This is a genomic window from Erwinia sp. ErVv1, assembly GCF_900068895.1.
Lineage (GTDB): Bacteria > Pseudomonadota > Gammaproteobacteria > Enterobacterales > Enterobacteriaceae > Erwinia.
The window spans coordinates 17,624-37,550 of sequence record NZ_CDPK01000015.1 but is presented as its reverse complement, the minus strand read 5'-3'; the positions used below and the strand labels follow the sequence as shown (position 1 = coordinate 37,550).

20 protein-coding genes are annotated in these 19,927 nt (G+C 54.9%); 16 read left to right on the top strand and 4 right to left on the bottom strand.

Going from position 1 to position 19,927, the window contains the following annotated elements; all coding sequences use genetic code 11:
• Window positions 1-19: 19 nt before the first annotated feature.
• The 5 genes from A1830_RS24065 to A1830_RS17490 all read left to right on the top strand — a co-directional run bounded on the left by A1830_RS24065 (window position 20) and on the right by A1830_RS17490 (window position 2,935).
• A complete protein-coding gene (locus A1830_RS24065) occupies window positions 20-250 on the top strand; it encodes a DUF3289 family protein (protein ID WP_067709251.1) in 231 nt (76 codons plus the stop codon).
• Between the two features lie 19 nt (window positions 251-269).
• A complete protein-coding gene (locus A1830_RS17505; protein WP_369815722.1) occupies window positions 270-965 on the top strand; it encodes a YPO3983 family protein in 696 nt (231 codons plus the stop codon).
• Complete coding sequence (locus tag A1830_RS17500; protein WP_067709249.1) at window positions 949-1,416, top strand: DUF943 family protein; 468 nt, start codon at window positions 949-951, stop codon at window positions 1,414-1,416. Before A1830_RS17505 ends, A1830_RS17500 begins: the two co-directional genes overlap by 17 nt.
• Before the next feature lie 303 nt (window positions 1,417-1,719).
• Complete coding sequence (locus A1830_RS17495) at window positions 1,720-2,058, top strand: zinc ribbon domain-containing protein YjdM (protein WP_067709247.1); 339 nt, start codon at window positions 1,720-1,722, stop codon at window positions 2,056-2,058.
• Window positions 2,059-2,317: 259 nt separating this feature from the next.
• Complete coding sequence (locus A1830_RS17490) at window positions 2,318-2,935, top strand: trimeric intracellular cation channel family protein (protein WP_067709245.1); 618 nt, start codon at window positions 2,318-2,320, stop codon at window positions 2,933-2,935.
• Here the strand turns inward: A1830_RS17490 and ligB are convergent.
• Complete coding sequence (ligB, locus tag A1830_RS17485) at window positions 2,910-4,601, bottom strand: NAD-dependent DNA ligase LigB (protein ID WP_067709243.1); 1,692 nt, start codon at window positions 4,599-4,601, stop codon at window positions 2,910-2,912. The genes A1830_RS17490 and ligB overlap by 26 nt on opposite strands.
• Before the next feature lie 251 nt (window positions 4,602-4,852).
• Here ligB and gmk point away from each other — a divergent pair, with 251 nt between their 5' ends.
• From gmk to rluF, 11 genes are all read left to right on the top strand, one after another.
• Entirely contained in the window at window positions 4,853-5,476 is a 624-nt protein-coding gene (gene gmk / locus A1830_RS17480; protein ID WP_067709241.1) for a guanylate kinase, read from the top strand.
• A gap of 53 nt (window positions 5,477-5,529) precedes the next feature.
• Window positions 5,530-5,805, top strand: a complete 276-nt coding sequence (gene rpoZ / locus A1830_RS17475) for a DNA-directed RNA polymerase subunit omega (protein WP_067709239.1) — start codon at window positions 5,530-5,532, stop codon at window positions 5,803-5,805.
• Between the two features lie 21 nt (window positions 5,806-5,826).
• Window positions 5,827-7,950: a bifunctional GTP diphosphokinase/guanosine-3',5'-bis pyrophosphate 3'-pyrophosphohydrolase gene (gene spoT, locus A1830_RS17470; protein WP_067709236.1), complete on the top strand. Its 2,124-nt coding sequence runs from the start codon at window positions 5,827-5,829 to the stop codon at window positions 7,948-7,950.
• Between the two features lie 3 nt (window positions 7,951-7,953).
• Window positions 7,954-8,652 (top strand): tRNA (guanosine(18)-2'-O)-methyltransferase TrmH, encoded by a 699-nt coding sequence (gene trmH / locus A1830_RS17465; protein ID WP_067709233.1) that lies wholly within the window; start codon window positions 7,954-7,956, stop codon window positions 8,650-8,652.
• On the top strand, window positions 8,649-10,730 hold the full coding sequence (recG, locus tag A1830_RS17460) for an ATP-dependent DNA helicase RecG (RefSeq protein WP_067709231.1): 2,082 nt from the start codon (window positions 8,649-8,651) through the stop codon (window positions 10,728-10,730). The genes trmH and recG overlap by 4 nt, the downstream gene beginning before the upstream one ends.
• A 324-nt stretch (window positions 10,731-11,054) precedes the next feature.
• Window positions 11,055-11,468, top strand: coding sequence for a GNAT family N-acetyltransferase (locus A1830_RS17455; RefSeq protein WP_067709229.1), 414 nt, complete (start codon window positions 11,055-11,057; stop codon window positions 11,466-11,468).
• A gap of 13 nt (window positions 11,469-11,481) precedes the next feature.
• Complete coding sequence (locus A1830_RS17450; RefSeq protein ID WP_067709227.1) at window positions 11,482-12,168, top strand: helix-turn-helix transcriptional regulator; 687 nt, start codon at window positions 11,482-11,484, stop codon at window positions 12,166-12,168.
• 12 nt (window positions 12,169-12,180) lie between these two features.
• Entirely contained in the window at window positions 12,181-13,485 is a 1,305-nt protein-coding gene (locus tag A1830_RS17445; protein WP_067709225.1) for a cytosine permease, read from the top strand.
• A gap of 80 nt (window positions 13,486-13,565) precedes the next feature.
• A complete protein-coding gene (locus tag A1830_RS17440) occupies window positions 13,566-14,954 on the top strand; it encodes a nucleobase:cation symporter-2 family protein (protein ID WP_067709223.1) in 1,389 nt (462 codons plus the stop codon).
• 129 nt (window positions 14,955-15,083) lie between these two features.
• Window positions 15,084-16,778, top strand: a complete 1,695-nt coding sequence (locus tag A1830_RS17435; RefSeq protein WP_067709221.1) for an AsmA family protein — start codon at window positions 15,084-15,086, stop codon at window positions 16,776-16,778.
• A 125-nt stretch (window positions 16,779-16,903) separates the two neighbouring features.
• Window positions 16,904-17,782: a 23S rRNA pseudouridine(2604) synthase RluF gene (rluF, locus tag A1830_RS17430; protein ID WP_067709219.1), complete on the top strand. Its 879-nt coding sequence runs from the start codon at window positions 16,904-16,906 to the stop codon at window positions 17,780-17,782.
• Between the two features lie 29 nt (window positions 17,783-17,811).
• On the opposite strand, the gene fabY is transcribed toward rluF, so the two are convergent.
• From fabY to A1830_RS17415, 3 genes are all read right to left on the bottom strand, one after another.
• A complete protein-coding gene (gene fabY, locus A1830_RS17425; RefSeq protein WP_067709217.1) occupies window positions 17,812-18,753 on the bottom strand; it encodes a fatty acid biosynthesis protein FabY in 942 nt (313 codons plus the stop codon).
• Window positions 18,754-18,809: 56 nt separating this feature from the next.
• Window positions 18,810-19,247, bottom strand: coding sequence for a D-aminoacyl-tRNA deacylase (gene dtd / locus A1830_RS17420; RefSeq protein ID WP_067709215.1), 438 nt, complete (start codon window positions 19,245-19,247; stop codon window positions 18,810-18,812).
• Window positions 19,244-19,927, bottom strand: a 684-nt coding sequence (locus A1830_RS17415; RefSeq protein WP_197473364.1) for a virulence factor BrkB family protein, incomplete at its 5' end; no start/stop codon positions are given. The genes A1830_RS17415 and dtd, both read right to left, overlap by 4 nt.

Here is a 19,927-nt window from a genome sequence, read left to right as displayed (position 1 = left end):
ACACAAGGAATGTAAACTAATGGCCGCATTACAGTTTCCCAGTACCCTATTCAAAACCCAAAAGTGGATGGACGACTACAGCGCCAGTGATATGCGCTGCGGCGATCTGACCGAAGCACAGTTAAAATCCCATTACCGACTGGATTACATCTCTGACCGGGTTGATCCTTACACCCTGACCCGGCGTTCTTCAATGGATCGTCCTCAGTCCATGTTNAAAATCCCATTACCGACTGGATTACATCTCTGACCGGGTTGATCCTTACACCCTGACCCGGCGTTCTTCAATGGATCGTCCTCAGTCCATGTTCTGCTGTAATCTGCGTAGCCAGGGTGAAAAGATTACCCGCCAGCAGTGTGCCATAATCCTGTTTGATGAGTTCCGACAGTTATCTCGCAAATTTTCTCTTTATGGGCCGTACAGCCACCTGATCGAAAAGATGATCACTCACATGCAGAACGGTAACGGTACGCCCTTTCGTGATGTGTCTTTGGACAGAGCTTCAAAGGATCATATTCTTAATGATTCAACAAAAAATAGTACGGTTTTACGAATAAGAGATACGCTTAAAAAAAACATAATATGGGAAGACAAGAAATACCCGAAAAATTATAAGGATGAATTACGAAAAAACATTCTCGAAGGGAAACTCCCAAAATTTGATCGCTTCCAGGATAACTTTAACGGTATGGGTATCACCGTTCATGATACCTGGGCAACACATATCACCATGAAATCACTGCATGTTGATAATGACCGTTTTCAGGCAGTGGTCCATTACAAGGTCCAGGATCACTTTGGTCTGGATAATGATGATATTCTGAAAACAAAATTTAGCCAGTTCCATTTCTTCCGTATCTGGTTTGTGCTCCAGCGATACAATCACTTTGGTTTTAAGCCTTTTTTGACCAACATGGAAACCACCGTAGAAATCACTGGAGGTCGCAATGACAGTAAAAAATAAAAAAATCTTGATTCTGCTTTTCCTGACTGGCTGTGTTCTGCTGGGTTACTGGCTTTGGCTATCACTGCGCCCGGTAGAAGTTGTTGCGGTTCATGACAACGGTAATCATAGCTATGTTTTAGTCAGAAGTCTCCCGCTGACAGATAAGGGGAAAATAAACTGGTGGCTAAAAAATAAAGAAATACTGAAAGAAAAATATGACATCCCTAAACCATCATCCTCTGGATATTTTACTGTTATTTTTTGGGATTTTGGCGATGGTTATAAAGAAGAAGGGAAATATGACAGACTTTGTTTTGATGATATGAAGACAAAAGTAAATTGCATCGAAAAGGATGCTGTATTTTCTGTAGATAAAAGCAGAAATATGGGCTTAATGTTTACCGTGTACGATGGTGATAATTATCGCTTAGACCATAATGGTGATATTATAAAAGTCGCCTCCGATTAGGTTTGCCGCCCTCGCGTAAAGACAGCATCATCCCTTCCTCCACGGCTTTCACCAGCTATGCGGAAGTAGCAAAATACTCAGGAGGCTGTCATGACGTGGCTGCAACATCCGCTACCAGCCTGGACAGATGTGTCTTTGCATCATAAATATTCAGCTTCTGCATAGATCCCCCTGTGGATTACGACAATAATCTTAAAGCACCCGAGCCAGCTTCATAAGCCCCCCGGATTTTTATTGTAGGCTTACCGCCGCCTTCCGGCTAAAATGCCCCCTGTTTTTTTATGGATTACTTTGAGGCTCACCATGCAAACTCTTCCTCCCTGCCCTAAGTGCCAGTCAGAATACACCTGGCAGGATGGCGCCATGCTCAACTGCCCGGAGTGCGGGCACGTCTGGTCTGAAACCGCAGAAGCGGCGGTTGAAGACACACTGATCGTTAAAGACGCTAACGGCAATCTGCTTGCCGATGGCGATAGCGTTACCGTGATCAAAGACCTGAAGGTTAAAGGCAGCTCGACGCCGCTAAAAATCGGCACCCGGGTCAAAAGCATCCGTCTGGTAGAAGGCGATCATAATATCGACTGCAAGATCGATGGTTTTGGTCCGATGAAGCTTAAATCAGAGTTCGTGAAGAAAAACTGATTCGGCGGGTCGGCACGGTTTTATCTCGTAGAGATTGATGCACTATGCCGTTAACATGCGCTGGCGGGGCTTCCACCAGCGCATGTTTTATATGTTGCGACTTTGCGAGTGACCCCAGCCAGCAAATTTACGCGGATATCAAAATCTTCCGCTCCCCTGTAATCAGAAAGCCGCAAGATCCACGTAATATTTTTAAAATTCCAGTCGTCAAACTACTGCCGATCCTTCATGCTTGCTGCCGATTATTCAGGAGCTGGCTATGTTACTTACTGTTCTCTATATCATCGGCATTACGGCAGAAGCGATGACCGGCGCGCTGGCGGCAGGCCGTCGTCAGATGGATATGTTCGGCGTGATTATTATCGCCTCGGTTACCGCCATTGGCGGCGGCTCCGTCAGGGATATGCTGCTGGGGCACTATCCGCTTGGCTGGGTAAAACATCCTGAATATATCATTATTGTCGCTGCCGCAGCGGTAGTGACTACCCAGCTTGCCCACCTGATGCCCCACCTGCGCAAGGTTTTCCTGGTGCTGGATGCGCTCGGCCTGGTGGTATTTTCCATTATCGGAGCCAAAGTGGCCTTAGATATGGGCCATGCGCCAATTATTGCCGCAATATGTGCCGTTGTTACCGGAGTGTTTGGCGGCGTGCTGCGCGATATGTTTTGCAACCGCATCCCCCTGGTGTTTCAGAAAGAGCTTTACGCCGGTATCGCCTTTGCATCAGGCTGGCTCTATATCCTGTTGTTGAAGACGCCCCTGTCACACGAAACGACCATCACCGTTACCCTATTGTTTGGCTTTATTGCCCGCCTGCTGGCGCTGCGCTTTAAGCTCGGCCTACCCGTCTTTAACTACCATGATGCGGAGCACTGATCCGTGCCGGAATATTCTGCTCTAAAAAGGCGATCAGTGGCCGCACCTGTGGCGCGGTTAAAAAGGCCATAATCTGACGCGCGAGCGTCTGTCCCACTCCCGGTAGCTGCTGCCATGCTGATTCGCCCCGCGCCAGTATGGTCTGCCAGCTGTCGTCCTCCATGGCGTTCAGCGCCCTTTCTGGAACAGGTACGCCCAGCGCCCTCACCCATCGCTTAAAGGGCATCCGCTTACTCAACGTGAACTGGTAGTAGAGTTGACGGGCCCGTGGCTGAGTAATCCCTTTTATCTCACTTAGCTGCTGTGGCGTCAGCAACAGCCATGAGAAGAGATGCTCCGGGTGACCTGCCTGCATCAATTTCTGCCAGCTACTACGGTTTATGCCCTGCATATCAAGTCCATTGCGGCTACTCAGCCAGACCAGTCGGGCAAGAAATTGCTCGCGGCAGGCAGGGGTTAGCGTGAAACAGCTTAGGGAATGGTAGCTTTCCGGGTCTGGGGTCGCAGGGGGATCGCGCTGACTCACGCGCCACACGACGTCACCCAGACGTGGAATACCCTGGCCCGCCAGGCTGATTGAAACCCGATCGCCCGGCTCGATATCCGCGGACTGCCACTGTTTAAGCGATCCCAGAGTGACGCGGCGAACCTGTTTATCGTCCAGCACAACAGGATCCAGATTGAGCACTACGCTGATTTTCCCGGTTCGCCCAATCGTAAAATCAACGGATTTCACACCGGTCGTGACCCGTACGGGATCGTACTTCCATGCAACCGCCCAGTCACCGTTGCCGGGGAACCAATATTGCCCGGCAGCGGGCGGGCTGTGGACGACCACGCCATCGGTGACAAAAGGCAGTGGCTGAGAAAACCAGCGCGTGCGCCAGCCCTCAACGTCACCGGCATTACTGACCGGCTGGCTCCAGCTGGCCGCCAGCGTAAAACCGGCCTCGCTCAGTTTCGCTACTCTCTCCTGCATGGTGGCGGGTCCATCAGGCCAGCCCCAGATAAATACCCCCACCCTGCTAAGCACCTCTGACGCGCTGGTTCGACGCATTGCTCCTGCTACGAGGGCGCGCGCATTGACTCCCCCCTGACCGGCCTGTTGATGACCGTTCATCAACAGGAACAGTTCACCCTGTAGCGTAAGCGAGCCTGAAAAATCAGGTATACGCTGTGGAATAGCAGGGATCAGCGTGGCTTTCGCCGTCCAGTCTTCGCCGCGCAGGCCGTCTCCCCGGCTAATTAATCTTACAAGCCTGCCCTGATGGTAGTGAAGGGTCACCGCCACACCATCCACTTTAGGCTGCACCCAGAGGTCGGTTTTCCCCACCATCCAGCGTGCCACTGCCTGCTTATCAGCCAGTTTACGGACGCCCGCATGCGCAACGGGATGGTGCATTTTACCGCCCTGCGCCAGCTGGGGCTGGCGGAGATCGCTCTGCGGGACAAAGCAGCGCTGCCAGGCCTGATAGGTCTGGAGCAGTGCATCGTAGCGTTCATCCCCGACGGCGCTTACCCCCTTTCGGTAATAGGCATCATCCCATTCGCTCAGCTGCTTTTCTAACGCTGTCATTTCGCTCGCCGCGCGGGCGGGTGTCCACACCGGGCACTGGGCCTGAAGAGTCGAACAGCACAGCGCCAGCAACAGTAATAAGATCCGCATCCTGCCTTCTCCTTTTTGTTCTGTGCGGATTAAAACGCAGGATAAGCGGCCTGACGACGGGAAAGGAGAAGGAGTGGAAAGCAGTACCAGAAATATTTCATCAGGGATGAAAAATTACCGCCACGCTGCGAACGGCTATCCATTTATAGAGAAAAAGCACGGCGGTACGCCTGAAACGCTGCATCAAGTGCCCCAGCCGTGTATACTGTGCAGGAAGTAGACTCCGCTTTATTGGCATATCAAAGATAATCATGGCTCAAGGCACTCTTTTTATTGTTTCTGCTCCCAGCGGCGCGGGTAAATCCAGTCTCATTCATGCCCTGCTAAAAACGCAGCCGCTGTATGACACTCAGGTTTCTGTCTCCCATACTACGCGGGGAGAGCGTCCCGGTGAGCACCACGGTGAACATTACTATTTCATCTCGCATGACGAATTCCGCAGTATGATTCAGGAAGGCGCCTTCCTTGAGCATGCTGAAGTGTTTGGGAACTATTACGGCACGTCGCGCAAGGCCATCGAGCAGGTGTTATCCACCGGCGTGGACGTTTTCCTTGATATTGACTGGCAGGGTGCGCAGCAGATTCGTGAGAAAATGCCCCAGGCCCGCACAATTTTTGTGCTGCCGCCGTCAAAGGATGAACTGGACCGCCGGCTGCGCGGACGCGGTCAGGATAGCGAAGAGGTTATCAGCCGCCGTATGGCGCAGGCCGTGGCTGAGATGAGCCATTTTGCGGAGTACGATTACCTTATTGTTAATGATGATTTCGATCTGGCTTTATCCGACCTGAAAACCATCATTCGCGCTGAGCGACTGCGTATGGGACGTCAAAAATCCCGACATGACGCGTTAATCAGCAAACTATTGGCAGACTGAGGACAACTCAGTATGATGCCCAGTCATTTCTTCTCCCGTGGAGTATCACAATTATGGCACGCGTAACCGTACAGGACGCAGTAGAAAAAATTGGTAACCGTTTTGACCTCGTTCTGGTCGCTGCACGCCGTGCGCGTCAGATGCAGGTAGGTGGTAAAGATCCACTGGTTCCTGAAGAAAACGATAAGTCTACCGTTATCGCCCTGCGTGAAATCGAAGAAGGCCTGATCACCAACCAGATTCTGGACGTGCGCGATCGTCAGGAACAGCAGGATCAGGAAGCCGCTGAGCTGCAGGCTGTTACTGCTATCGCTGAAGGTCGTCGTTAATTACCAGCCTGAAGGCCGCCCTTGTACCTGTTTGAAAGTCTCAATCAGCTGATTGAAAAATACTTGCCTGAGGACCAGATTAAGCGCCTCAAGCAAGCCTACCTTGTCGCACGTGATGCCCACGAGGGACAGTCTCGCTCCAGCGGTGAGCCTTATATCACCCATCCGGTTGCCGTAGCCTGCATCCTTGCTGAAATGAAGCTCGACCATGAAACGCTTATGGCCGCGCTTCTTCACGATGTGATCGAAGACACGCCCGCCACCTACCAGGATATGGAACAGCTGTTTGGTAAAAGCGTTGCCGAACTGGTAGAGGGGGTGTCGAAACTCGACAAGCTGAAATTCCGCGATAAGAAAGAGGCCCAGGCCGAAAACTTTCGCAAGATGATTATGGCGATGGTGCAGGATATTCGCGTCATCCTGATCAAGCTGGCTGACCGTACGCATAATATGCGCACCCTCGGCTCGCTGCGCCCGGATAAACGCCGGCGCATAGCCCGCGAAACGCTGGAAATTTACAGCCCGCTGGCCCACCGCCTGGGTATCCACCACCTGAAAACCGAGCTTGAAGAGCTGGGTTTTGAAGCGCTCTACCCTAACCGCTATCGCGTGATTAAAGAAGTGGTCAAAGCCGCTCGCGGTAACCGTAAGGAGATGATTCAAAAAATCCTTTCGGAAATTGACGGCCGTCTGCAGGAAGCCGGTGTCCCCTGTCGCGTCAGCGGCAGGGAGAAGCACCTTTACTCCATCTACTGCAAGATGCACCTCAAAGAGCAGCGTTTCCACTCGATCATGGATATTTATGCCTTCCGGGTGATCGTCAGTGATGTGGATACCTGCTATCGGGTTCTCGGTCAGATGCACAGCCTGTATAAGCCCCGTCCGGGCCGGGTGAAGGATTATATCGCTATTCCCAAGGCTAACGGATACCAGTCGCTGCACACCTCAATGATCGGGCCGCACGGCGTGCCGGTAGAGGTGCAGATCCGCACGGAAGATATGGATCAGATGGCAGAGATGGGTGTCGCGGCTCACTGGGCTTATAAAGAGCAGGGCGAAAGCAGCACCACGGCACAGATCCGCGCTCAGCGCTGGTTACAGAGCCTGCTGGAGCTTCAGCAGAGTGCCGGAAGCTCCTTTGAATTTATTGAAAGCGTCAAATCCGACCTGTTCCCGGACGAAATATACGTATTCACGCCGGAAGGCCGCATTGTTGAACTGCCGGCCGGTGCCACGCCGGTGGATTTTGCCTATGCCGTGCATACCGATATCGGCCATGCCTGCGTCGGCACACGCGTCGATCGTCAGCCTTATCCGCTGTCACAGCCACTGAGCAGCGGTCAGACCGTCGAAATTATTACCGCGCCGGGCGCCCGCCCGAATGCGGCCTGGCTAAATTTTGTCGTCAGCTCGAAAGCGCGGGCGAAAATCCGTCAGCTGCTGAAAAACCTCAAGCGTGATGATTCGGTCAGCCTGGGGCGTCGTCTGCTTAATCACGCACTGGGCGGAAGCCGCAAGCTGGCTGAAATCCCGCCTGGCAACCTGGAGCACGAGCTGGAACGTATGAAGCTGGCCACCCTGGACGATCTGCTGGCAGAGATTGGTCTGGGTAACGCCATGAGCGTGGTGGTGGCGAAAAATCTTCAGCAGAGTGACAATCCACTACCGACCAGTCAGCGCACTTCATCCAGCTCCCGCAGCAAGCTCCCCATTAAGGGCGCGGATGGCGTGCTGATTACCTTTGCCAAGTGCTGCCGCCCTATTCCTGGCGATCCGATCGTTGCCCACGTCAGTCCGGGTAAAGGCCTGGTGGTGCACCATGAGTCCTGCCGTAATATCCGTGGCTATCAAAAAGAGCCCGAGAAATATATGGCGGTTGAGTGGGACAAAGTCACGACCGATCATGAGTTTATGGCCGAAATTAAGGTGGAAATGTTTAATCATCAGGGGGCTCTTGCCAACCTGACTGCCGCCATTAATACCGCAGGCTCCAATATCCAGAGCATGAATACGGAAGAGAAAGATGGTCGGGTCTACAGCGCCTTTATCCGTCTGACGGCCCGGGATCGCGTTCATCTGGCAAATATTATGCGCAAAATCCGCGTAATGCCGGATGTGATTAAAGTCCACCGTAACCGGAACTAGCGCATGAATGCTCAACGCTACGCCCGTATTCTGGAGATGTTGGCCGCACGCCAACATGACCTGACCGTCTGCATGGAGCAGGTCCATAAGCCTCATAACGTCTCTGCGGTGATCCGCACGGCGGACGCGGTGGGCGTGCATGAGGTTCATGCCGTATGGCCGGGCAGCCGCATGCGAACCATGGTCTCCTCTGCGGCAGGCAGCAACAGCTGGGTGCAGGTGAAAACGCACCCTACCATCGCGGACGCGGTTTGCCATCTTAAAAGTCAGGATATGCAGATCCTGGCGACCCATCTGTCTGATAAGGCCGTCGACTTTCGCGAAATCGATTACACCCGACCAACCTGCATTTTGATGGGCCAGGAAAAAACCGGTATTACCCGTCAGGCGCTGGAACTGGCTGACCAGGAGATCATTATCCCAATGGCTGGCATGGTGCAGTCCCTTAACGTTTCCGTAGCCTCTGCACTTATCCTCTATGAAGCACAGCGCCAGCGTCAGAACGTCGGCATGTATCAGCGCCAGGCCAGCACCCTGCCGTTCAGCGAGCAGCAGCGGCTGCTGTTTGAGGGCGGTTATCCCGTTCTGGCTCGTGTCGCTAAGCACAAAGGTTTGCCCTACCCGCAGATCAACGATCGGGGCGAGGTGGTAGCCGATGCTCAATGGTGGGCAACGATGCAGTCATCGGGTCGAAAAAAATGAATGGTCGCCTGCTGGATACCGTTCCGCTAAGCACCCTCGCAGGCGTTGGCGCAAGCCAGGCGGGAAAGCTGGCAAAGCTGGGGCTGGTTACCGTGCAGGATTTGCTGCTTCATCTGCCGCTACGCTATGAAGATCGTACGCAACTTTATGCCATCAATGACCTGCTCCCCAATATTTACGCCACGGTAGAAGGTGAGGTCCTTAACTGCGATATCTCCTTTGGCCGCCGAAGGATGCTGACCTGCCAGATAAGCGACGGCACGGGCATACTCACCCTGCGTTTTTTCAACTTCAATGCCGGAATGAAAAACAGCATGTCGCCCGGCAGGCGCGTCACCGCTTACGGTGAGATCAAGCGCGGCCAGCGCGGCGCGGAAATTATCCACCCGGAATACCGGGTCCAGGGCGAGAACACCACGGTTGCGCTGCAGGAAACCCTCACCCCGGTTTACTCCACGACGGAAGGCGTACGCCAGGCCACGCTGCGCAACCTTACTGACCAGGCGCTGGAGCTGTTGGATACCTGCGCCATCGCTGAACTGCTGCCCCCCGAGCTGAGTCAGGGGATGATCGGTCTGCCCGCTGCACTGCGTATGCTGCACCGCCCGCCGCCGGATATGGCGCTGGTTGACCTGGAACATGGCCGGCATCCTGCGCAGCGCCGTCTGATTATGGAAGAGCTGCTGGCGCACAATCTCAGCATGCTGGCCGTTCGCGCCGGTGCCCAGCGCTATCATGCATTACCGATGACTCCCCGGCACGATCTGAGCAGTAAGCTGCTGGCGGCCCTGCCGTTTAAACCGACCGCTGCACAGGTTCGCGTCGTCCAGGAAATTGAGCATGACCTGGCCCACGACTATCCGATGATGCGTCTGGTGCAGGGGGATGTTGGCTCAGGGAAAACGCTGGTTGCCGCCCTGACCGCGCTTAACGTGATCGCCTGGGGCAAGCAGGTCGCCCTGATGGCGCCGACCGAGCTGCTGGCCGAACAGCACGCCAATAACTTCCGCCAGTGGTTTGCGCCACTGGGGATTGAAGTGGGCTGGCTGGCCGGTAAGCAAAAGGGCAAAGCGCGGCTGGCTCAACAGGATGCCATTGCTGCCGGCCAGGTTTCGATGATCGTCGGTACGCATGCCATTTTCCAGGAGCAGGTGCAGTTCAACGGGCTGGCACTGGTGATTATTGATGAACAGCACCGCTTCGGCGTTCATCAGAGGCTGGCGCTATGGGAAAAAGGCGAGGAGCAGGGTTTCCATCCTCATCAGCTGATTATGACCGCTACGCCTATCCCGCGTACGCTGGCAATGACCGCCTATGCCGATCTGGACACCTCGACCATCGATGAGCTTCCACCGGGGAGAACGCCGGTCACGACGGTCGCTATTCCGGATACGCGTCGGGCTGAGATTATCTCGCGGGTGAAAAGCGCCTGTACCGATGAAGGCCGACAGGCCTACTGGGTGTGTACCCTGATTGAGGAGTCCGATCAGCTAGAGGCTCAGGCGGCAGAAGCCACCTGGGAAGAGCTGAAGCTGGCGCTCCCGGAATTACAGATTGGGCTGGTACACGGCAGGATGAAGCCCGGGGAGAAGCAGGCCGTAATGCAGGCCTTCAAGGAAGGCATTACGCATCTGCTTATCGCCACTACGGTTATCGAGGTAGGCGTGGATGTGCCAAATGCCAGCCTGATGATTATTGAAAACCCCGAGCGGCTGGGACTGGCGCAGCTGCATCAGCTACGCGGACGTGTGGGACGCGGATCGGTAGCCTCTCACTGCGTCCTGCTTTATAAGGCGCCGCTAAGTAAAACCGCGCAGAAACGCCTGCAGGTTTTACGCGACAGTAATGACGGTTTCGTCATTGCCCAGTGCGACCTGGAAATTCGCGGGCCGGGCGAACTGTTGGGCACGCGTCAAACCGGTAACGCCGAGTTTAAAGTCGCCGACCTGCTGCGCGACCAGGCGATGATCCCAGAGGTGCAGCGCGTCGCCAGACATATCCACCAGCACTATCCGCAACAGGCAACGGCGCTTATTGAGCGCTGGCTACCAGAAACGCAGCGTTATACCAACGCCTGAGCCGCTATCCTTCGCCTGAAATCCGCCGGAACACCGCTAATCTTATCCAGACGCCCTTTACCCCTGCGTCTCACCCCTTCGCCGCCGTCCGGCCATAAACCTTCTGACAGAGCCAACGTTACCCCTGGCTTAAATATTTAATATCCCTGATGTTGGCAAAATGCCTATAAAAATATTGAAATCACTGATGTTTTTGTATCTGCCGGATAATAGCGGCGATTTTTCAGGCGTGAAACAGTAATAATCCCCCTTGAAAATTTATGAATTTTCTGCACAAAATTCGCGGCTGTGCAGGGCAATCATTTTCGAATTCAGGGAGCAACAATGAAAATCGTCACAACCTCTACCCCTTCCGCTGAGGATCAGGAATACGTCATCAGCCATCTCTGGCAGCATAACAGCCAGTTCGACGCGGTCGATATTGAGCCACTGCTGGTAACGCTCCGCAGTGAGGATAATCAGATCCACGGAGGACTGGTGGCGAAGACGTGGTGGGAAGGCCTGGAGATCCAGTATCTGTGGATCAGTGAAGCACAGAGAGGGAATAATCAGGGCAGGGCGCTGATGCTAAAAGCGGAAGAGATCGCTAAAGCACGGGGATGCAAGATGGCCTATGTCGATACGTTCGGTTTTCAGGCCAGAGGTTTCTACGAAAAGCTGGGCTACCAGGTATATGGCAGCATGGACGGCTATTTAGGTAAACATACGCGTTATTATTTGCAGAAAATATTTTCCTGAAAGGGACCATGCTATGGCGTCTTCCAGCGATGGGAATAATGTGCTGTCGGCTTTTATTTGTATGATGGAAAATCTTGCTGAGCCCTGGGGTATTAAAGATCTCCAGTCCAGACATCTTTATATGAATAAAGCCGCCTGTCGCTATACAAATACGCCCCCGACGTTCAATGTTGAGGGAGAGCTCGATCAGGACTTTCCCGCGCTATGGGCTGAATGTGCTGAAGATTTACAGGAACACGATCGGCGGACGGAGGAATCCCTTGAGCGCGTCAGTGTTATTGAGACGCACTACTGGAATGGTCTGGATTATCTGACGCCCTATATCAGTGAGAAATTTCCCTTTTTTAACCGTGACGCCCAATGTATTGGCACCGTCTGGAATGCACGACCGCTGGATAATCTGACACCCGCGAAATTTATTAATAAGAAAAAGCCCTCGGTCCTGACAACACAGTGTAATCATCCGGACTTTACCGACGCGGAAATGGATATCATTTTCCTTATACTCCAGCGAATGACCGCGAAAGAGATGGCAAATATCTATTCACTGAGTGTTAAAACCGTCGAAAACAGAATTTACAGCATATATCAAAAAGCAGGCGTTCATTCGCTCCGGCAGTTTGAAGAATTCTGTGAAAATACTCATCTCGGAAACTACATCCCAGGTCGCCTGATCCAAAAAGGGATCCACTTCATTTAAAAAGGATTTTCTATTATGAAAATTGACGATTTTCCTCTTAGCCGCGTACCGGCGACGAGTCGCGTTTCTCTCCTTAGCGTCGCCATCGTACATATGGGCATGCTGACCGCACTTGACCAGTTTATGCTGGGTGCCGTGTTAGGCGACAGTATGCCCCTCGGGGATGCCTTTACGGCGATTATCCTCGGAAGCCTGATCTTTGGTTTAATCACCTTTGGCTTTGGCTACATTGGCATGAAAGAGGGCCTGTCAGGGAGTTTGCTTGGACGCTGGTGTGGCTTCGGCAAAAGCGGATCGGCGCTGATCGGGGTGGTGGTGGCCATCAGCCTGTTGGGATGGTTTGGTATACAGAATTCCCTCTTCGCCCGTTCTCTGAGTGCGGCGACGGAGGGAAAGCTGAGTTTTTCACTGGCGGCCACCCTTTCCGGCCTGACGCTGACCCTCATCGTGGCCTTCGGGTTTCGGGCCCTGCGATTTACCGCGCGTTTTGCCGTGCCGGTTTTTATCGCGCTCATTGCCTGGATCTCCTGGCGTACGCTTATCTCCGATCACGCCAGCCTGCCGGTAATGTCCGGGCAGAGTAAGGAGATGCTCTCGATCAATGCGGGTATCACACTGGTGGTGGGCGGCGCTATTCTCGCCAGCCTGATGACACCTGACCTGACGCGCTATTCCAAAAATGGCCGACACGTGCTGATGATCACCCTCGCGACGATTATTCTGGGTGAATTCATTATCAACGGCCTGGCCATTTTTATTGCCCGCAAGCTGAACACCGGCGACATCATGTCAATCATCACCCTCTCTACGGGCAGCCTCGGCCTACTGGCCGTGATTTGCTCCACGCTGAGGGTCAACGATCTCAACCTCTACTCCTCAGCGCTCGGTATTGTCAATGCGGTGGAAAGCACTACCGGTAAAAAGCTCAGTTATTCGGCCGTAACCCTCGGTCTTGGCGTGCTGGGTACCGGGCTGTCGGTGTGGGGCATCCTCGACCATTTCGTCGACTTCCTGAACCTGCTTGGGGTCGTCGTACCGCCCGTGCTGGGCGTGATGCTGACCGAGTATTTTGTGGTGAAGAAGTACAGCGTCGCGCTAAAAACCTCCAGGGTAGACGGCACACTTCCGGATAAGACCGTTACGACCGGCTGGGCCGCCATACTCGCCAGCCTTGCCGGGAGCTATGTCGGGTTGAGCGTTCAGTGGGGAGCACCGACCTTAAACTCCTTTTTAGTGGCCTGCGTAAGCTACATTCTGTTTGAATCCCTGAAAGTCAGTGAGTGGTGTGGCAGGCTGCGCAGAACGCCGGTGCGCTGACGCTAACTCTCACGGCAAACGTTTGCTTTTACCCTGTATAAGATTAAAATCGCCACTTTGTTCACCAGGGAACCGTGAGAATGTCCGTCAATATCCCCGATGCCGCATCCGGCCGTCAGCATGCTGCTGCGGCAAAAAGCGAACTGCTCTATCGTCTGGACGATCGACCACCGCTGCCGCAAACGCTGTTTGCGGCCTGTCAGCATCTGCTGGCGATGTTTGTGGCGGTCATCACGCCCGCCCTGCTGATTTGCCAGGCGCTTGGCCTGCCCGCGCAGGATACGCAGCACATTATCAGCATGTCGCTGTTTGCCTCCGGGGTGGCCTCGATTCTGCAAATTAAGACCTGGGGGCCCGTCGGTTCAGGACTGCTATCGATTCAGGGCACCAGCTTTAATTTCGTAACGCCGCTGATCATGGGAGGAACCGCGCTGAAAAGTGGCGGTGCGGATGTGCCAACCATGATGGCGGCGCTATTCGGCACGCTGATGCTGGCCTCCTGTACCGAGATGCTGCTTTCCCGCGTGCTCCATCTGGCACGCCGTATTATCACCCCGCTTGTCTCAGGGATTGTGGTGATGATTATTGGCCTGTCGCTGATCCAGGTGGGTCTGACTTCCATCGGCGGCGGCTTTACCGCAATCAGTAATCATACCTTCGGCGCGCCGAAAAACCTGCTGCTGGCGGGCGCGGTGCTGGCGGTGATTATTTTGTTAAACCGCCAGCGTAATCCGTGGCTGCGCGTGGCGTCGCTGGTGATTGCTATGGCCGTCGGTTACCTTCTGGCCTGGATGCTGGGCATGCTGCCGTCGTTTACCACCGCCTCCGCCTCACCCTTAATCGCTGTGCCAACGCCGTTATATTATGGCCTGGGCATCGACTGGAATCTGCTCATCCCCCTTATGCTGGTCTTTATGGTGACCTCACTGGAAACCATCGGCGATATCACGGCAACCTCCGATGTTTCGGAGCAGCCGGTCAGCGGACCGCTGTATATGAAACGCCTGAAGGGAGGCGTGCTGGCTAACGGCCTGAACTCCTGTGTCTCGGCGCTGTTTAATACTTTTCCCAACTCCTGCTTTGGTCAGAACAATGGCGTTATCCAGCTGACCGGCGTCGCCAGCCGCTACGTGGGTTTTGTGGTCGCTCTGCTGCTGATTGTGCTCGGCCTGTTCCCGGCGGTGAGCGGATTTGTCCAGCATATCCCTGAACCGGTGCTGGGCGGCGCTACGATTGTCATGTTCGGCACCATCGCCGCCTCGGGCGTGCGTATCGTCTCGCGCGAGCCGCTCAACCGTCGGGCAATTATGATAATGGCCCTCTCCCTGGCGGTCGGTCTGGGCGTATCCCAGCAGCCTCTGATCCTGCAGTTTGCCCCGGACTGGCTGAAAACGCTGCTCTCCTCCGGCATCGCGGCAGGGGGCATCACCGCCATTATTCTGAATCTGCTCTTCCCACAGGAGAAGTAAACCGCGCTTCCCTTCCTCCTGCGCTTACAGGCGGGCGATATTCACGTCGCCCGCGACCATCCGGCGGTTGAGCTTCGGTAATAATTCAGGCATAACAACCTATCAAAAATGCTCATAGGGAAGGGTGCAATGAAACGACTCGGAAAAATTCTGCTTACGCTACTGTTGCTGCTTTTACTGGTGGCTATCCTGCTCTATGTCCTGCTCCAGACGCAGTGGGGGGCCGGATGGATAAGCCGCTCGATCAGCCAGCGCACCGACTATCAGCTGGCGTTCAGCAAGCTGGAGCATAACTTCTCCGATCCCTCGCTTCTTACCCTTGATAACGTCTCGTTTGGCCGTAAAACTCAGCCGGCAACGCTGGTGGCGAAGCGGGTGGACCTCGGGCTGAGTCTCGCCCAGTTTACCCACCCAGGGCACTTCAGCAGCATCAGACTGGAAAAAGGGACGCTGAACGTCTGGCGCACCGCCGCGCCGCTTCCCCTGGAAGCAGATCGTCTCCAGCTTAGTGAGATGGCGGTGGACGCCCCCGACGGTGAACTGCCCATTAAAGCAGAGCGGGTCGTCGGCGGCCTCACCCCCTGGAAACCGCAGGCGGGGAATATGCCTGGCAGCGATGCCCGTTTCCAGATGAGCGCAGCCTCGCTGAATGTTGGCGGTTTTCCCGCGAAGAATGTGCTGCTTCAGGGCAGTATCAGCCAGCAGCAGTGGGTTATCAGCAATTTCGGTGCCGATCTGGCACTTGGCTCGATCACTGGCCGGGCACAGCGGGACGCCACCGGCCGCTGGGACGTGGCTAACCTCAGGCTGAACAATATTCGCCTGCAAAGCAGTCGATCCCTTCCAGGCTTTCTTGAGCCGCTACTGTCGCTACCGCCGATACACTTTGAGCGCATTGATGTAACCGATGCCCGTCTGGAGGGAGCTGACTGGGCGATCACCGATTTAGATTTGGCGCTTAAAAATATCACCCTGCGGGATGGCGACTGGGAAAGCCGTGAGGGTTCGCTCTCAATGAATGCAAATTCCTTCGTTAATGGCAGCCTTGAGCTGAACGATCCCATCGTCAATATGACCTTTTCGCCGGAGGGCGTGGCGCTGACCCAGCTCAGCTCGCGCTGGGCGAATGGGCTGATCCGCACTGCCGGAACCTGGCAACGGAGCGATAAAAAGCTGACGCTGGATCAGCTGGCGATCGCCGGTCTTGAATATACGCTGCCGCAAAACTGGCGTGACCTGTGGATGGCGCCGCTACCCGCCTGGCTGTCAGGCATTGAAGTGAAGCGGTTTGAGGCCAACAGGAATCTGATTATTGATATCAATCCGGACTTCCCCTTCCAGATGACGTCACTTGAGGGCAGCGGCAGTGACCTGCTGCTGGCGCGGGATCGGCAGTGGGGAATTTGGTCAGGCAGGCTGAGTGTGAACGCCGCCGAAGCAACCTTTAACCGCGTTGATGTCCGTCACCCTTCCCTCGCGCTGACGGCTGACGACAACAGCATTGCGGTGACGGAGATGAGCGCCTTCGTCAAAAGCGGGATGGTTGAAGGCCTGGCTACCCTTTCCCAGCAGCCCCAGCGGGCGTTCTCGCTGACCCTGAACGGACGCCAGGTACCGGCTAACCTGCTGCATGAGTGGGGATGGCCGGATGTTGATCTGCAGGGCGACGGCGATATGCAGCTAAAGATAGAGGGCAGGCTGGCAGCAGGAACGCCGCTAAAACCCTCGGTGAACGGTTCGCTCTCGACGACCGTTAACGACAAAACGGTGCAGCAAAGAATGCAGTCAGGTCAGGTAACGGCGGCGCAGTCGCGCGCAGAGTGATGGGTACCGGATAGCAGTACAAAATTTTTTGTGCGGATCCCCGGTAAAAAAGGACTATATGCGTCGCTCCTGTTCGCAACCTGACGGGAGTAAGGTATAGTCCGCGCTTTAAAAAAGGAGGCTCCATGCTGACCAATTCATCCATTCGTCTTAATAAATACATCAGCGAGAGCGGTATTTGTTCCCGCCGCGATGCCGACCGTTACATAGAACAGGGAAATGTGTTTATTAACGGTAAGCGCGTTGGCGTCGGTGCGCAGGTCTTTGCTGGCGATGTAGTGAAAGTTAATGGTCAGCTGATTGAGCCGCGTAATGAAGACGATCTGGTGCTTATTGCGCTCAACAAACCTGTCGGCATCATCAGCACCACGGAAGAGGGTGAGCGCGACAACATCGTTAACTTTGTGAACCACAGCAAACGCGTTTTCCCGGTTGGGCGACTGGATAAAGACTCGCAGGGGCTGATTTTCCTGACTAACCACGGCGATCTGGTGAACAAGATCCTGCGCTCAGGAAACGACCACGAGAAAGAGTACGTGGTCACGGTAAACAAGCCGGTGACCGACGAGTTTATCACCGGGCTGGGCGCTGGCGTGCCGATGATGGGCACGGTGACTAAAAAATGCAAAGTGAAGAAAGAGGCGCCGTTCGTGTTTCGCATCACGCTGGTGCAGGGACTCAACCGCCAGATCCGCCGCATGTGTAAGCACTTTGGCTATGAAGTGATGAAACTCGAGCGTACCCGCATTATGAATGTCAGCCTGAAAGGGCTGCCGCCGGGAGAGTGGCGCGATCTGACCGACGATGAGCTGATTGAGCTATTTAAGCTGATTGAAGACTCTTCGTCAGAAGAGAAGCCGACGAAGAAAGCCCCTGCAAAGGCTAAGCCGACTGCGGTAAAAAAACCGGTCAGCGGCGCACCGAAGGGCGGCGATAAATCCCCTGCCGGCCCGGCTTCCCGCAAGCGCTTTGCTCAGCCGGGCCGCAAAAAGAAGGGGCGCTGATTTCAGGCTGTGCTTGTTTCACGCTGCCCTTACTTAATACCCGATCCGCCCAGCTCCAGCGGGCCGTTTGGATCGGCGGGGAGCACGATATAAACGCCTTCAAATACCGCGCCGCACACCTCATTCCCGAAGAGTTCCACCTCCAGCTGCACTCGCGCCTTGCGTCCGCGCGCAAGGCGATCCAAATCGCCGCTCATTGAGCCAAGGTCAGCCACCGCGCCCGGCTTACCGGTGATCGGATGGCTATAGCGAATATGGGCATCGGCCAGAATAATGGTGCCCCCGAGATGCCGCTCGCGCAGCAGCAGCCAGATAAGACCCCACCCGGTTAGCGTCGCAAGCGAGAACAGACTGCCGGCAAACAGGGTCTGGTGCGGGTTCTGATTACCGGTTTCCGGCATGGTGGTGATGAATTTTTGCCCGGTGTACTGCAAAATCCGCACGCCCATTTTCTCGCTAAGCGGAATATGATCGTACCAGGCCTGCTGAAGCTGACCGCACCAGTCGGCCCGGTGCAGGATATCATCCAGAGTCATGACCGATTTAATCATCAGGAAGTGGCGCAGCGGCGTGGTCTGCGGTGCGGTCACCTCCCCCTGATTGACGTAGCCCAGCTTGGCAAAGAACTCCACCGCATCTTCGCGCGCGCTGCACACGACGCGCTTCGCCCCTTCCTGCCGCGCCACGGACTCCAGCGTCATCGCCACCAGCGTACCCAGCCCTTTTCCCTGCACCGAGGGATGCACCGCAAGGAAGCGTATCCCCGCTTCGTTTTCCGCATTGATGTACAGGCGTCCTACCGCCACCGGTTCGCCATGCTCGTCCACCACCATCTGGTGATGCGCCAGCGCATCCCAGGCATCCCGCTCGGACCCCATTGGCTGATGAAGCGGCTCACGCAGCATCTCCCAGCGGAATTGGTAGTAGGTATTCAGCTCTTCTGCTGTTTCAGGCACCCGAAGATGATACATAAGATGGTTCTCTCTTTCTGAGCCCGGTACGCTGACCCGTCGTTCGGCTTTCGGCCTTAAACCTGCAGCCAGAAGGTCACCGGGCCATCATTGACCAGCGCAACCTGCATATCCGCACCAAAACGACCCGTTTCGGTCGTCACACCTTTTTCACGACAGCAGCCGATAAAGGCCTCATACAGCTTTTCTGCTTCTGCGGGTTCTGCGCCGCCAGAAAAACCGGGTCGCATTCCCTTTTGCGTATCTGCGGCGAGGGTAAACTGGGATACCACCAGCACGCTACCTCCTGCCTGCTGCACGTTAAGATTCATTTTGCCCTGGTCGTCGCTGAAAATGCGATAGCCAAGTACGCGATCGCACAGGCGTGACGCTTTTTGTTGGTCATCCCCTTTTTCCACGCCCAGCAGGACCAACAGCCCCGGTCCGGTTTCCCCAATGCGCTCCCCTGCCACCGTTACGCTGGCGCTCAATACGCGCTGAATTAAGGCAATCATCGTTTCTCTTTTTCCCGCTCTTGTTCTTGCTCTTGCTGTTTCTGTAACACCTGCTCCCGGTGCAGGCGGCGGTCACCCAGGGTCGCCGCGATCTCCGCACCCAGCAGTACAATACACCAGGTCCAGTAGACCCAGAGAAACAGAATGGGGATAACCGCAAGTACGCCATAAATCAGCTGATACGAGGGGAACATCGTTATATAGAGCGCAAAGCCCTTCTTACCCAGCTCGAACAGCAGTCCGGCCACCAGCGCACCGATCAGTGCATCACGCCCCGCCACCTGACGCGTAGGAACAATGCTGTAAAGCAAAAAGAATGAGAGCCAGGAAAGCAGCAGAGGAAAAATTCTCAGCCCATAATCTATCAGCCAGCTGACGCCGGAAGCCGATGCCCAGCGCAGCGAAAGCAGGTAAGAGCTGATCGCCAGACTTGCCCCGGCCAGCATCGGGCCGAGCGTCAGAATCATCCAGTAGACGGCAAAAGAGTAGACCAGCGGCCGCTTGCGCTTGCTGCGCCAGATAGCATTCAGCGCCGTATCAATGGAATACATCAACAGCAGCGACGTGACGACCAGACCACAGGCCCCGACCGCCGTCATTTTATTCACGTTGGCAACGAACTGTTCCAGATAACTCTGGATGACGGTGCCGGATGCCGGAACAAAATTGCTAAAGATAAA